This window comes from Flavobacterium piscis, assembly GCF_001686925.1.
GTDB lineage: Bacteria > Bacteroidota > Bacteroidia > Flavobacteriales > Flavobacteriaceae > Flavobacterium > Flavobacterium piscis.
This window is the reverse complement of sequence record NZ_LVEN01000035.1, coordinates 268,855-283,347: the sequence shown is the minus strand read 5'-3', so window position 1 is coordinate 283,347 and position 14,493 is coordinate 268,855. Positions and strand designations below refer to the sequence as shown.

Below are 14,493 nucleotides of genomic sequence, written 5' to 3'. Positions count from 1 at the left end.
TTAATCCTTTAATCTGTGGCTATAAAACTTTGCGACTTCGCGTCTTTGCGAGATTATTTTTTGCTTTATAAAATGCTTATCTCTTTTTCAATATTATTCCTTGCTTTCTCTTCATACAATTTCCTGAATTCATCGGTTTGAAAAATAAACTCATTCTCCAGAAAATGTTTCAAAGCTTTAGCTCTTCCTGGTTTGTATAGAAAATCAGGATAAATACTATATTCTTTTCTAATCTGTTCAAAGTAAATTTGATAATCGTCCCAATCTCGGGCGAGAATCTTTAAATCAAAATCGATCAGCCAATTAATATCTTCAACTTCATTATGCTGATGTTGTTGCGTAGCACAAATGGCATCAAAAACCAATTGTTTATTTATTGTTGTATTTTCAGGCAAAATTGACAAGGCATATTCGGCACTTTTGAGTTCATTGTCTTTTTTATTGCTCTTATAAATGTAATCGTGGTAAAAAATAGAAAATAATACTTCGTTGGTAAATTGAAGTTTATCAAAATAAGTTTCATAACATTTAATCATATCATTAATATGTGTCAGATTATGATAATGCCTTGATTTTTTGGAATATGCCTTTTCTAAATCCATCCAGTTTTTCTGAATTTCATTTGCTGAAAAGCCAATATTTGAGAGTAATTCAGAATAGATTCGATCTAAATTCATATTGTTTTTTACTCAAATATAAAATTCTTTTTTTACTGCGCAAAATAATTGCGCAGTAGTTCTGAAATCTTTGTTCAGGAAATAAAACAAATAGTATTTCTTAAAAGGAAACAAAAAATTTACTACGCAGAATAATTGCGCAAGAGTTTAGAAATCTTTGTTCAGAAAATAAAAACAAACGTTCATACAAATAAAAAAGAATAAAATAGGTCAAGTTTGAGTTACTTCGAAAACACTTTCCAATGTACACACTTCTACCATTACCTTTTTATTCAATTTAAAATGAAGCAGTAGCTCAGCGGTTAGAGCAGGTAGTTTTGAAATTATCCTTCAAAGGTCAATCAAAACTTACTTCGTACACTTCTAATGTCCGGGTCGTGGGTTCGAATCCCACCTGTTTCACAATTAATGGTCAATTAAAACTTACTTCAGACAATTGGTAACTTTCGGTTCGAGTCCGAACAAGTTTTAAAATCATCATTAATAAAAAAGGAGGGTCAAGATGAACTTACTTCTCGGGGAAACCCATCAGATAAAACAGTTCATCAATTACACTCCAATTTCAGGTCAAGTGTTTCTTACTTCAAAATCTTTTAGGTAGAAATCAGAAACACGATTATCTAAATTTTAAAAATTAAAAAAATGAAAACAACAGCATTATTAAAAATCAGTTTGCGTCAAAACGCTATTTTCATTCAATCAGAAATGATTGCGAATGACAACAAAAATTTATCAGGAGCAACCACAGTTTTAGCGGCCAATGTTTCAAAACTTGGATTTACATTTTCTGAGTCATTATTGCATGCTTTAAACAATGTAAACCCAAATTATAAAGTTGAGGTTTTAGAAGTTTTAAGAGAAGTTTTGGGAACAGCTAAAAACTGGGCGCCTTTGGTTAAAGAATGGAATATTCCAACCGGAGAATCTGCCATAGATCACGTTGCGACTTTTTTTGCCAATTTTTTTCAAACAAAAAACGGAACAACTTTGCAATGCGGACATATTATCCCAAACAATACTTTTCCTTTAGAAAGATACAATGGTTGTCCGTTTTGCGGAACTCCGTTTGAATTTGGAAAAATCGAAAATTACGGACAAGGAAGCAAATTAAAAGTTTTGGATTTATGGTCAGAAAAGGAATTGGAAGATTTCTACAAATCATTATTGCAATCTAAAACCGCTTTAGATGCTACGCAGGCAGATAGTTTAAAAATGGCGTTGAAATACTTGCCATTACCAAAAGTAGATATCGCAATGAAGGAAACTTTGATGTTGGTAATCGATGTTTTAATTGAAGAAGGTAAAGCCGAAAATGCGTGTCAGTATTTTAAATCGCCAACAGATATCTTAAGATATTTATGGTTCAAGAATACAGGATTGTTGCAAATTATTGAGCCAAAAACCATCATCAAACGAATATCTAAAAACGCAACTCATTTTTATAATCCTTTAGATACAAGTGCGCAGGCGAAAGTTGCGTCTCAAAAAGATTTGAAACTTAAATATTCCAGAAAAGAATGTTTGATGGTTGCATCCTGGTTGAATAATCTTGATATGGATGTTGAAACAATGTGCGAAATGATGCACCCAAAAAGAGGAATGTGGGTTCGTTTTATCCGAGCGCTTCGTTTGGCGGAGTACAGCAAAAGAAAAGGTTTTGAAAAATTAGCTTTTTTAATGGATGTGTTTTACAATCAGGTATATGACGTTTGGCAAAGTAAAGTAAACTCTTCAAGATTAAAATTTGATGCCGATAAAACATTTGCATTATTAAAACAACGTCCGGGATTGTTTGCACGTTCGTTATTCTCGAATATGCTATGGTTTGGTGCAGACGAAACCGTTGCTCATTTCGAAGAAATTATAGATAAAGTTCCTGCCAGATTGGTATTTACTTTGAACATGTACGCTCAAAATTATTTTGATAAAAATATGCAGCGAAGTGTGAAACCTTTAGGCGGAACCAACAAACGAATTGCACCAAACGGTTTATTGAAATTGTACGATGATGATCAATTAGAAGCGATGAAAAACCAGATCGAAGAATTGTGTGTTTTGGCCATGAAAAAACGATTTGCAGCAATTGCGAACAAAAACAAAACGATCTATATTGATCCGCAATTGTTTAATATGCCAGTTTCGATTGGTGATAGAAGCGAAAATGTTCAGGATTTACCGGTTGCTTTAATGGGAACACGTTTCCCTATTGAAGGAAACGAAGTGCGATTGTTTATGCAATGGGGTGCAGGTTTGCCTGCGCAACACCTCGATATGGATTTAAGCTGTCATATTGCTTATGAAGATAAAGCCGATATCTGTTCTTACCACCGATTGGAAACTGTTGGTTGTAAACATAGCGGTGATATCAGAAGTATTCCGGCTAAAATTGGAACCGCTGAATATATCAACATCAACATTGATGATTTGGCGAAAGCCAAAGCAAAATTTGTAACTTTTACTTGTAATGCATTCAGCAACGGAAGTATCACGCCAAATCTTGTTGTGGGTTGGATGAACAGTAAACACCCGATGAAAATCTCTGAGAAAACCGGAGTTGCATACGATCCGTCTTGTGTAGATCATCAGGTTCGTGTGACGCAAAATGTTGCCAAAGGTTTGGTTTTTGGAGTGTTGGATGTAGCCAAAAGAGAAATCATTTGGTTAGAGATGACCTTTGGAGGACAAGTTGTTCAGGGTTTAGATTTTAAAGGAGTTCAGGCATTATTGGCAAAACTAAGCAGCAAATTGAATATTGGTAGCTTGTTACAACTGAAAGCGGAAGCACAAGGTTTAACTATCACCGAAGATCAAAATGCCGATGAGGTTTACGATGCACAATGGGCGATAAATGCTGCGGCAGTTACGCAATTATTAATTGATTAAAAAAAGGGGCAAAGGTTCAGAGTTGCAAAGGGGCAAAGGTTTTTTGTGGAGACGCACTGCTGTGGGCTTTGCAAAGTTTTTTATAAAAGTATTAAACGTACAGTTTGTCATTTCTCCTTGCGTCGAAATGACATAAAATGTGAAATCTGTGTAAAAACCTTTGTCCCTATGAACCTCTGCAACTTTGTCCCTTAAAAAAAATACTACGCAAAATAACTGCGCACTTGAATTTGAATCTTTGTTTAAAGATAAGAACTAATGAATACAACGCTTTTAAAAGAAATGATTTCAAAAAATTATGTGCGGGTAAACAAACATCCTGAACATGATTTATATATTTATAATTATACCCAAAATGCTCAATTTGAGAGAATTTGGAATGAGGTAACTTTAGCGTGCAGAGGTTTGATTTTAGATGAAAATTTTAATGTTGTGGCAAAACCTTTTCCTAAGTTTTTTAATTTGGGAGAAATAGAAAATCAAGTACTTCCTGAATCGACTTTTGAGGTTTACGATAAAATGGACGGTTCGATGGGGATTTTGTATTGGATTGATGAAGTTCCGTTTATGGCAAGCCGCGGTTCTTTTGCAAGCGATCAGTCGGATAAGGCGAATGAAATGCTGCACGGAAAATACAGAAATTCATGGCCGCTTTTGGATCAAAGTAAAACCTATCTGTTTGAAATTATTTATCCTGAAAACCGAATTGTTTTAGATTACGGCGCAGCAGAAGAACTGGTTTTGCTGGCCATTATCGATACACAATCCGGAGAAGAATTTCCGTTGGAGGATATTGGTTTTCCTGTAGTTGAAAAATACGACGGAATCAAAGATATTCTGACTTTAAAAGAAATGGATATTGCCAATAGAGAAGGTTTTATCATTAAATATACGAACAACTTTCGGGTAAAAATTAAATTTGAGGAATACCTTCGTTTACACCGAATCATCACTCAGGTTTCGAATTTGAATATCTGGGAATATTTGAAAACGAATCAATCAATGGAAGAAATTTTGGAACGCGTTCCAGATGAATTTTTTGATTGGGTAAAACAAACCAAAAGGGATTTAGAAAATAAATATTCGTTAATAGAAATTCAATGTAAGGCAGATTTTAAAGTTTTGGAATCACGCAAAGAAACTGCTTTGTATTTCATGACTTGTCAATATCCGGGAGTTTTGTTTGCGATGCTGAATAGTAAAAATTATTCGGAGATTATCTGGAAAATGATTCGCCCTACATTTGAAAAACCGTTTAATAGAGAAGAAGAATAAATTTTAAATTTAACTGCGCAAAATAACTGCGTAGTGGCAAAACTATATTTGTCAAATAAAAATAGACACAATGATTATAAAACTTAAATCAGAGAATAAATACTTTTTAGATATCCTTTATAAAAATCCAAATACGGATAAAGGTTTATATTTAAAAGAATTAAAAGACGGAATTGTGATAGGAAATGTAGTTTCTGCTTCTGAATATCATTGTGTTTTTTTAGATGGCAAAAAAAGTTACCTGCCCGAAGAAGGAAATCAAATCGATTTTCAAAGTTACTGCAGTCCTTTATTGGCTTTAAACATGTCAACAGAATTTTTCAATCATTTGTATAAAGAAAACACAAGTTTGGGCGAAACCACGATTTCCTGGTTAGAGAAAAATTACAATGAAGTTGATACAGAAAAATGTACCATAGAAGTGGAAACTTTTTTTATTGATTCAGGTTGGTACAAAAACGGAAACTATCTTTTGTCAAAATACATCGAGGGAATTTCATTGCAGCATAAAATTGGCAATAATTTCGAATTAAAGATTGAAGGTAAAACCGTTAGAGAAGCTTTGCAGAAATTTTCGTTAATTGCTTTGTTCTCTCATTTTACCAATAGATATGCAGTTTACACCTACATCGATGACCATTTTATTCAAAAACATATCACGATGTTAACCAATATTTCAGGCATTCCGTATTTTGTATTTTATCTATTTATCAAAAGAATCATGCGTTCGCCGGTGCAGTTTGAGAAATTCAAACCACAATTAGAAGCTTATTTTGACAACGAAGTACAGTTTGTTTTTACAGACACACATCAATCCAGAAAAGAGTTTATATGCAGTAGAATTAATTTTGATGCACCTGTTTTAGATTTTGGCTGTGGCGAATTACAGTATTTTAAATTATTGCTTAAAAAAGGATTTACAAAAGAATATTATGCATACGATGAGGTTGATTTTAAACATGTCGCAGATAAAATCGTCGCAATAGAAAATGCAGATAACTTGCGATGGATAGAAAGTTTAGATGAAATTAAAGGTTTTGAAAACCAGATTATTTTGAGTGAAGTGATTGAGCACAATTCTCTTGAAGAAGCAAAAGCATTGTTGATCTGGATTCGGGACAATACAAACTTTACGCAGCTATTTGTAACAACGCCAGACAAAGATTTTAATATAAATTATGAACTAACAGAAGAATTCAGGCACCACGATCACGATTTCGAATTGTCAAACTCAGAATTTGTAACGTTGATCAATGAAATTTTTCCAAATCCTAAAACCTTTTATGGAATAGGAGATTGTGTAAAAGGAGTTTATCCAACAAGTGCTGTAATCATTCAAAAAAAGTAAAAAAAATGTTAGACTATAAAGTAAGAAACAGAATCGACTGGTTTTGTACTAATAAAATAAATGATTTTTCGCCAACTATTTCTCCAGCTCCAAAAAGCACGTCTAAAAATGAAATAGAAAGCATTGAAGAAGCTGTAAACTATTATTTAGGCAAAGGCGTAAACGAATTTGTGGTTCAAAAAAAATACATGGGTTCGTACTGCACCATTTACCTGAAAAGAAATCTTGAAGAAACGTATTTTGTTTCCCGAAACGGTTTTAAAATGGATCATATTGATGTAGAAAAAGCCATTGAAAGTCTGAAAGAATTGCATGCTAAAATGGTAATTGCTTTTCCTGATTTTGAAACTATTTTAATTGCTTCAGAATTATTGCCCTGGAAAGTTTTGGGAGCCGGATTGATCGAAAAAGAATTTACAGGATATTACGATGCCTTAAAAACGCATAATGAATATTTGAAATCTTCGGGATTACTTGAAAAGTTAGAAAGCGTAAAAAAATCGGAAGTGTTTACAACGTATCTTTCAGATAAAAAAGCGCTTAGCAGAAAAGAATTCGGCAGCAAACATAAGTCACATATTGTGCGTCAGTATGAAGCTTTGGGAAGTGTGAAAATTCCGGATTTAGCCAAACAGGAAGAATCATTACATGTGTTTAAAAACCAGATTGAGACTTTTGGAAATGAAGGCGAAATATATTTTAAACCTTTTACCATCCTGAAAATAGTTAAAGCTTCCGGAGATGAAACATTGCCAAACAGTAATTTAACGTATGAATTGGTAAACGATGACGCTTTCTTGCATGTAGAATTTACGGTTTCGGATAAAGAAGAAAAGCTAAAAGAAATCTATTCGTTTTTTGAAAAACTAACGAATGACAATGAAGAAGGCATCATGATTAAACCGGTTCAGAATTATATAAAAAATCTGCCACCTTGTTTTAAAGTGAGAAACAACAATTATCTAACGATGATTTACGGCGTGAATTTTCATCAGGATTTTGATCATTATTTAGAAAAACGAAATGTAAAAAAGAAGCTGGAACAATCCATAAACGGTTGGGAAATCAATCAAAAAATGCTTCAGATTCCGTATAAAGATTTAGATGAAGAAAATTACCTGATGCGTTTGTTGCTTTTGAAGCGAATCAATAACGAAGAAATAGAAAAAACATTAGATCCAAGATTATAACAAAGATTAGACAATGAAAAAGATACCAACATTAACGATACTTATAGGTTGTCCGGCATCGGGAAAAAGCACTTTTGCAGAGTGGAAGGTGAGAACCGAACCTAAAACCATGAGAATAAGCCGTGATGAAATCAGGTTTTCTCAATTTCAGGAAACTTTGGATCCGGCATATGAAAGTATGATTTCGAAAATTGTAAACGGACAGATTAAAACCTTGCTTTCGAATGGCTGGAATGTGATTCTGGATACTTGTAATGTAAAGTCAGATTATATCAAACAGCCGATAAATGATTTCGCCGAAATGGCCAATATTGAATTCAAAGTATTTGATTTACCATTAGAAGAGCTTTTTATCAGAAATGAAAAAAGAGACCGAAAAGTGCCAAAAAAGGTAATTGAAAACATGTACCATCAATTGCAAAAAACAAAAGAAAAGTTTGATTTTAAACCAATAAAAAAAGTGAATAAAAATCTGGAATACTGCGCTCAAAACCCAAATCTGCCAAAAGCCATAATCTGCGATCTTGACGGAACGCTGGCTTTAATGAACGGAAGAAATCCTTTTGATGCCAGTAAATGTGATGAAGATGAAATCAATAATCCAGTGGCGAATGTGTTGCGAAATTACAAGAAATTGGGATATGAAATATTGCTGGTTTCAGGAAGAGAAGACCGATACAAAGAACCAACATTGCGATTCCTGGAAAAACACGAAATCGAATACGACGACCTGATCATGCGTAAAACCAAAGACAGCCGAAAAGATTCGATCATAAAAACCGAAATCTACAACGAGTTTATCAAAGATAAATACTTTATAGAATTCGTTCTGGACGACAGAAATAAAGTTGTCGACACTTGGAGAAATGATCTGAAATTACCTTGTTTTCAGGTATATTATGGGGATTTTTAATTTGAAGGTGCTGAGGTTCTAATATGCTAAGGTTCTAAGTTGCTAAGATACTAAGACAAAAACTTTGAGGATCTGCTTGATACTATCGGGATTGCAAGATTAAATCCAGACAAAGAGAACAAAAAACTTAGCGTCTTAGTGCTTAGTGGCAAAAAAAAAACCAGACAAAGAGAATAAAAAACTTAGCGTCCTAGCGCCTTAGTGGCAAAAAAAAACAAACATGGAACTAGTAAACAAAGACTTCGAAATACTCACAGATTACATTCTGGCTTTTCATTTTTATAAATACCTCAATATCGATCTAATCGAAGACTGGGCCATCGAATTGATCAATTCCGGTTATGAGAGTGAAGCTATTTATAATTTGGCTTGTTTCTATAAACCAATTGATTCTGGTGAAGTTCAGCCTTATCTCGAAGCCGTTCTCTCAGAATTGAATCTAACGACAAAAAACAAAGAGGAATCTCAAAAAAGTCATATAAGATATTTTCTAAATAAAGTAGTGAAACATGACGATGTAAGAGGTAACCTGAAAAGAATGCTCTATCTCTATTGCGACTTTGATGTAGACAAAGACATAATCGATCTGTCTGTTCTTGATGATGCTTGGGATGATTTGATAGCAGGCCAGGTCAATTGGTATTATAAAGATGTTAGTCTGAATACTATTGAACAAGAAGTTATAGTAATGGCCCAAAAATGGCTTTATGAAAATTTATAGAGAAGGTTCAAAGGTTCAGAGTGGCAGAGTTGCAAAGGGATAAAGTTTTTTCACTGCAGATACTTGGTATTATGCCCATTTTATGTCATTTCGACGAAGGAGAAATCACACTCGAGACTCGACAAAGATTGGCAAATTCCTGAATGGAATTACTAGTGTGATTTCTCCTTCGTCGAAATGACAAACTTTGTGTAAAAACTTTGTGACTTAGCGCCTTAGCGGCAAAGAAATAAAGATTAACACAGACTCAAAAAATAAAAAAACTTTCTGTCTTAGCGCCTTCGTGGCAAAAAACAACAAAAATGAATACATACATAGACATAGGAATTAATTTAACCAATAAACAATTCCAAAACGACATAGACGATGTCGTACAAAACGCTTTAGATGCCGACGTATCGCAAATGATCCTAACCGGAACAAGCGTAAAAAACAGTGAAGAATCTTCAAGAATAGCAAAAGAATATCCCGGAATATTATATGCGACAGCAGGAATTCATCCGCATGATGCCAAGAGTTTTGATGCGCAGAGTATTTCGAAACTGCGGAATTTATTAAAACAAAAACACGTAGTTTCGGTAGGCGAGTGCGGACTCGATTTTGATCGTGATTTTTCGCCCAGAAATGTACAGGAAACGTGTTACAAAGCCCAGTTAGAATTGGCGATCGAAGTTCAGAAACCTTTGTTTTTGCACGAGAGAGCTGCTTTTACAAAGTTTATGGACATTACAAAAGACTATTTGCCGCAATTGCCAAAAGCCGTTGTACATTGCTTTACCGGAACTTTGCAAGAAGCCAAAACCTATCTCGATAACGGATTTTATCTTGGTTTTACCGGAGCAATATCCGACATTAAACGTTTTGATCATTTAAAAGAAGTGATTCAATACGTACCGCTTGAGCGAATGATGATCGAAACTGATGCGCCATTCATGCTCCCAAAAAACACACCAAACAATCTCATGAAAAAATACCACGAACGCCGTTGCGAACCTGCTTTTCTGCCTTTTGTTGCAGCAACTGTGGCCCAGTTTAAAGGAGTTTCGGGGATTGTTGTTGCGGAGGAAACGACGAAGAATGCTAAAGACTTTTTTGGGATTTAGTATTTCCTAACAGGTTTTATAAACCTGTTAGGTATTGTTGTAGCGATTTTATTTGTTGGCTTTTAAATCAGGTGTTTTTACGGGGTTTAAAGGCTTTTTGTTTGTATATATTTGGTGGCAAAGATTTTAACTTTTATATTTATAACTTGGGGAAATCCGTAAAGTTATTATCGAAATTTAACACATATTTGATCAAAGTTTCTTTCATCAATCAAAATAAAAATGGAATTAGATTTCTTTTAGGGAAGAGATAAGTAAAGTTTTTAGATATTATATTTCAAAAAAAATCAAATGTATTTATGAGAATTCAAAATGGGACCCAGAATATTGAAGAAGAGATAATTTCTTCAGAAGCAAATACTGCCGATCAAAAGATAGAAATTGAATTGGAAGTATTATCTCCTTTAGATAAAAAAGATGATCCAAGAATACAGAAATATCTTAGGCACATTAAAAATGCAATCGACAATCAAGATATTAAGAATCTTGCGTTATCGGGTGTTTATGGATCTGGGAAAAGTACAATAATAAAATCTTTCAAATCTCAATATTCTAATTTTGAAATTTTAAATATTTCACTTGCTTCATTTAATGAAACTAATGATTATACGACATTTAAAGATCAGATTCAACTAAATATTTTGCAACAGATTATATATAGTCAAAAGGCGGAAAAACTACCGGAATCAAGAATAAGTAGAATAAGTGAATTAAATGTTTGGGATTTAAAAAATTGGATTAAAGTTAGTGCATTCTTATCACTTGTAATATCAACATATTTATTATTGAATTTTTACAGTTATCAACTGAATCCTAATAATTGGAAGCAATCTGATAATTTTAATTTGAGTTGTTTTGTTTTAATTACTCTATCTCTTGCGTCTATGGGTATAATAGGTCAAATTTTCATTGAGCTGTTAAAAAATTTGAGAATAAATAAAATTAGTCTAAAAGATGCTGAGTTTGGAAATAAAACTGAAAATAAAGATTTACTAAATAAACATATTGACGAAATTTTATATTTTTTTGAGAAGATATCAATTGATATTGTTGTTATAGAAGATTTAGATAGATTCAATACTACAGAAATATATAGAACATTAAGAGAAGTTAATTTTATTCTTAACTCATATCTGTTCAATATTAATCCTAGTAATCCTCGCAAAGTTACATTCTTGTATGCTATTAAAGATGATTTATTTTTAGATGAATTAGATAGAACCAAATTTTTTGATTTAATTATTCCAGCTATACCATTTGTTAATTATAGTAATTCGAAAAATGTTTTAAATGAAAAATTAGACAAAATTTTTGTGGATGAAAATGTATTTACCAAACCTACAAAAGAATTTATTAATACAGTTTCCTCTTTTATAACTGACAATAGAACTCTTCTGAATATTATTAATGAATTTATAATTTATAAAGAACAACAAAAATTAGAAAGTGAAGAATTAAATCCAGAAAAGCTATTAGCTATAATCATTTATAAAAATCTAAGGCCAAAGGATTTTTCAAGATTACATTTGAGTAAAAGTAATATTGATTTAATATTTTTAAACAAGGAAAAGTTAATCGAAAAATCAATTGGGGATTTAAATAAAAAAATAGATTTAATTGAAGAAAAAACAGAAAAAATAAAAGAGGAAAATACTCAAGGTATTAGGGATTTAAATACTATTTATTTATATAATATCAAAGAACATATTAATGATTCAAGTGCGAAAGGGTTAATGTATGATTCTGAACGTAAGACTTTTAAATTTATAATAGAAAATGGTATGAATTTAAATCAATTTTATGATAAGGAAATTACATATTATACGAATGCGGGTTCAGGTTATGCAGTAAATAAAAAACTTAATAATATAGATGCTGATATTGGTTACTCTTATTCAGAAAAACATGATTTAATATTAAACAAAAACCAACGAATAATTGAAAAGGAAGGTGAAATTAAAAAATATAGATATGAACAGAATGATATATATAGTTGGACTCTAAAACAAATACTTGGAAATAGAAATTTATCTAAAGAAGATTTAAAAAAAGAATTTGATGTTTTTTATAAGGAAACTACAATATTGGAAAGTGATAGATTATATAATGATCCTCTATTAATCTTTCTATTGTTAAATGGGTATATTGATGAACATTACAGAGAATATATTTCGATCTTTCAGAAAGGAGGAATGAATGAAACAGATCAGGAGTTTAAAATTAATATTATTTCTAGAATTAATGAGCCGAAGTCTTTTAATTATGAATTAACGAATCTTGATGATATAATTGATGAACTACCAATTAATTATTTTAAAAATGATCGTATTTTAAACAATGATCTAGTAAGTCATATAACAGTTTTTAAACTAAATTACCAAGATAAGTTTCAAGGCATATTAGATACAGTTGCAAATTGGAATAGTAAAAGGGTTAGGCAATTCTTGAGTTCTTTTATCTATGATGGAATTCAAAGTAAAACATTTGTTATCGAGTTGGCCAAAAGTTGGGAAATGTTTTGGCATACTATAGAAAAAGATCCTAAATTTATTGAAGATGACATAAAACAGATTCTCCATATATTACTAAGTACTGCTGATTATAAAACTCTTTCATATCTAAACAAAAATGAAGAATTGAGTTCATATATAGCTAATGATATTAATATTTTGTATAACCTTAGTGAGCAAATTGATATTGATAGAATTCAAAATATTTTGTCTGATGAGGTTCTTGATATTAAATTTAAAAAGTTATTACCTTTCTCTGATAAATTTGATAAAATATTTAATACTATTTATAAAAATAATAGATATGAGATCACATATAACAATCTAAGAACTCTTATTGAGGGAAAGTTAGATAATGAATTTGATTTGGGAAAATTTAACAAATCAAATTTAACTTATATCTACGAAAATAGACTTGATGAAGTTATTGATTATTTGGAATCAGAAAATTATAATTCTTATATCAAAAATGTTTATTTGCAATTAGAAAATGATCAAAATGAAGATTATGTTTATGTTTTAAAAATTCTTAACAATGAAAATTTGAAAATTGATTATGCCGAAATATTTCTTAAAAAACAAATATATAAAGTGCCAAATATCGATGATCTTAGAACTTTAGATATTTTTGATTTGGTAATGAAGAATAATAAAGTAGTAGCAGATTGGGAAAATGTTTATCAATATTATTATCAAAAAGACGATGTTGTTAATGAAATTTTAATTGATTTTTTAAATGAAAAAGATAATTATTTGCAATTAGAGAAAGAAACAAGAATTAAAATTAGTATTGAAAAAGATATTCAGGACGAATTTGTTTTAAAACTACTTAGCAATGACAAATTAACAATTGATTCATATACGGTTTTTGCAAAGCGTTTTTCTCAAGAGTTTACTTTTAAAGAAGATTTTGATTATAATTTAATAAATAAAAATAAGGTTGAAAAACTTATTGAATTCAATTTTATCTCTCTTACTGAATCCAATTTTGAAGCAGTTAAAGCAATACATCCAGGATTACAAATAAATCTTTTGATCAAAGATTGGAGTAATTATTTAGCTTTTACAAAAAATCACGAATTGGACATAGAAGATATAATTTTAGTTTTAAAAGATCCTAATTTAAAGGAAGAATTAAAAGTTTATATAATTAAAAACCAAATTTATGAAGAAGATTTAATTAATAAGGAATTAGCGTTTGAGGTGTCTACTTTTTTATTAGATATTAAGGATATTTCGAAGACTAATAGTTCGATTTTATCTTTTAGTAAACTTGAAACAATTATGAATCATAAATTTGAGAATAATATTAAAGTTAGATTAATAAATTTGATGGCAAATAAATTAACTAAAATTGAAATTTTAAATTTAAAAAAATTAATGCAAAAACCATATAATAACATTCATTCTAAATCTCAAATAATGTTAGAAGATAATGAAGTTAATTGGGAATTTATTAAAGTTTTACAAGATAAAAAGATTGCAGGTGAAGCCAAATCAAATAAAAAAAATGAAATAAGAGTTTGGTTAAATAATTTTGTTGAGTAAAAAATTTGTTTGAATACTCTGAACTACTTAAATAATAATTCGAGGAATACGCAATAGCAAAAAAATAAAAAGAAACAGAATTTAAAAAAAAATGCGCAATTCTCATTGCGCATTTTATATATAAGAAATTCTCGTTATCAAGAATATTATTTCAATTTCATCAATTTTTCTAAGTACTCAACCTTATCTTTTTCAGTCTGAACCAAACGTTCGTAAAGCTCTACAACTTTATCAAGAGGATTGAAGTAATGTGAAATTAGTTACTGTTCCATTTTCTTAATTACTATTAAACTATTATCGTAAAAGTTATTTAAAAAATCCGCAC

General features: G+C 30.9%; 9 protein-coding genes, 1 tRNA gene and 1 pseudogene. 9 read left to right on the top strand and 2 right to left on the bottom strand.

The features are described 5' to 3' along the window. Positions 1 to 65 precede the first annotated feature (65 nt). Positions 66 to 677: an HD domain-containing protein gene (locus FLP_RS16080; protein WP_065450539.1), complete on the bottom strand. Its 612-nt coding sequence runs from the start codon at positions 675 to 677 to the stop codon at positions 66 to 68. A gap of 284 nt (positions 678 to 961) precedes the next feature. Here FLP_RS16080 and FLP_RS25545 point away from each other — a divergent pair. From FLP_RS25545 to FLP_RS16040, 9 genes are all read left to right on the top strand, one after another. After that, positions 962 to 1,079, top strand: a tRNA-OTHER gene (locus FLP_RS25545). Between the two features lie 240 nt (positions 1,080 to 1,319). Beyond that, positions 1,320 to 3,560 carry a hypothetical protein gene (locus FLP_RS16075; RefSeq protein ID WP_065450538.1) on the top strand — a complete coding sequence of 747 codons (2,241 nt, stop codon included), beginning with the start codon at positions 1,320 to 1,322 and terminating at the stop codon, positions 3,558 to 3,560. 258 nt (positions 3,561 to 3,818) lie between these two features. After that, positions 3,819 to 4,835 (top strand): RNA ligase, encoded by a 1,017-nt coding sequence (locus tag FLP_RS16070; protein ID WP_065450537.1) that lies wholly within the window; start codon positions 3,819 to 3,821, stop codon positions 4,833 to 4,835. Positions 4,836 to 4,905: 70 nt separating this feature from the next. Then, on the top strand, positions 4,906 to 6,183 hold the full coding sequence (locus tag FLP_RS16065) for a class I SAM-dependent methyltransferase (protein WP_065450536.1): 1,278 nt from the start codon (positions 4,906 to 4,908) through the stop codon (positions 6,181 to 6,183). A 5-nt stretch (positions 6,184 to 6,188) separates the two neighbouring features. Then, on the top strand, positions 6,189 to 7,373 hold the full coding sequence (locus tag FLP_RS16060) for a DNA ligase-like domain-containing protein (protein WP_065450535.1): 1,185 nt from the start codon (positions 6,189 to 6,191) through the stop codon (positions 7,371 to 7,373). Between the two features lie 13 nt (positions 7,374 to 7,386). Further along, positions 7,387 to 8,286 (top strand): phosphatase domain-containing protein, encoded by a 900-nt coding sequence (locus FLP_RS16055; protein ID WP_065450534.1) that lies wholly within the window; start codon positions 7,387 to 7,389, stop codon positions 8,284 to 8,286. A gap of 220 nt (positions 8,287 to 8,506) precedes the next feature. After that, positions 8,507 to 9,007 carry a hypothetical protein gene (locus tag FLP_RS16050; protein ID WP_065450533.1) on the top strand — a complete coding sequence of 167 codons (501 nt, stop codon included), beginning with the start codon at positions 8,507 to 8,509 and terminating at the stop codon, positions 9,005 to 9,007. A 302-nt stretch (positions 9,008 to 9,309) separates the two neighbouring features. After that, positions 9,310 to 10,110, top strand: a complete 801-nt coding sequence (locus FLP_RS16045; protein WP_065450532.1) for a TatD family hydrolase — start codon at positions 9,310 to 9,312, stop codon at positions 10,108 to 10,110. Between the two features lie 299 nt (positions 10,111 to 10,409). Next, positions 10,410 to 14,168, top strand: coding sequence for a YobI family P-loop NTPase (locus tag FLP_RS16040; protein WP_065450531.1), 3,759 nt, complete (start codon positions 10,410 to 10,412; stop codon positions 14,166 to 14,168). A gap of 146 nt (positions 14,169 to 14,314) precedes the next feature. On the opposite strand, the pseudogene FLP_RS25775 reads toward FLP_RS16040, so the two are convergent. Further along, positions 14,315 to 14,413: pseudogene (locus FLP_RS25775) on the bottom strand (transcriptional regulator); the annotation flags it as partial. Positions 14,414 to 14,493: the final 80 nt, after the last annotated feature.

Coding starts and splice junctions, on each gene's coding strand:
- FLP_RS16060 (WP_065450535.1), top strand. CDS start 6,189: ATGTTAGACTATAAAGTAAGAAACAGAATCGACTGGTTTTGTACTAAT.
- FLP_RS16040 (WP_065450531.1), top strand. CDS start 10,410: ATGAGAATTCAAAATGGGACCCAGAATATTGAAGAAGAGATAATTTCT.
- FLP_RS16075 (WP_065450538.1), top strand. CDS start 1,320: ATGAAAACAACAGCATTATTAAAAATCAGTTTGCGTCAAAACGCTATT.
- FLP_RS16045 (WP_065450532.1), top strand. CDS start 9,310: ATGAATACATACATAGACATAGGAATTAATTTAACCAATAAACAATTC.
- FLP_RS16050 (WP_065450533.1), top strand. CDS start 8,507: ATGGAACTAGTAAACAAAGACTTCGAAATACTCACAGATTACATTCTG.
- FLP_RS16080 (WP_065450539.1), bottom strand. CDS start 677: ATGAATTTAGATCGAATCTATTCTGAATTACTCTCAAATATTGGCTTT.
- FLP_RS16070 (WP_065450537.1), top strand. CDS start 3,819: ATGAATACAACGCTTTTAAAAGAAATGATTTCAAAAAATTATGTGCGG.
- FLP_RS16065 (WP_065450536.1), top strand. CDS start 4,906: ATGATTATAAAACTTAAATCAGAGAATAAATACTTTTTAGATATCCTT.
- FLP_RS16055 (WP_065450534.1), top strand. CDS start 7,387: ATGAAAAAGATACCAACATTAACGATACTTATAGGTTGTCCGGCATCG.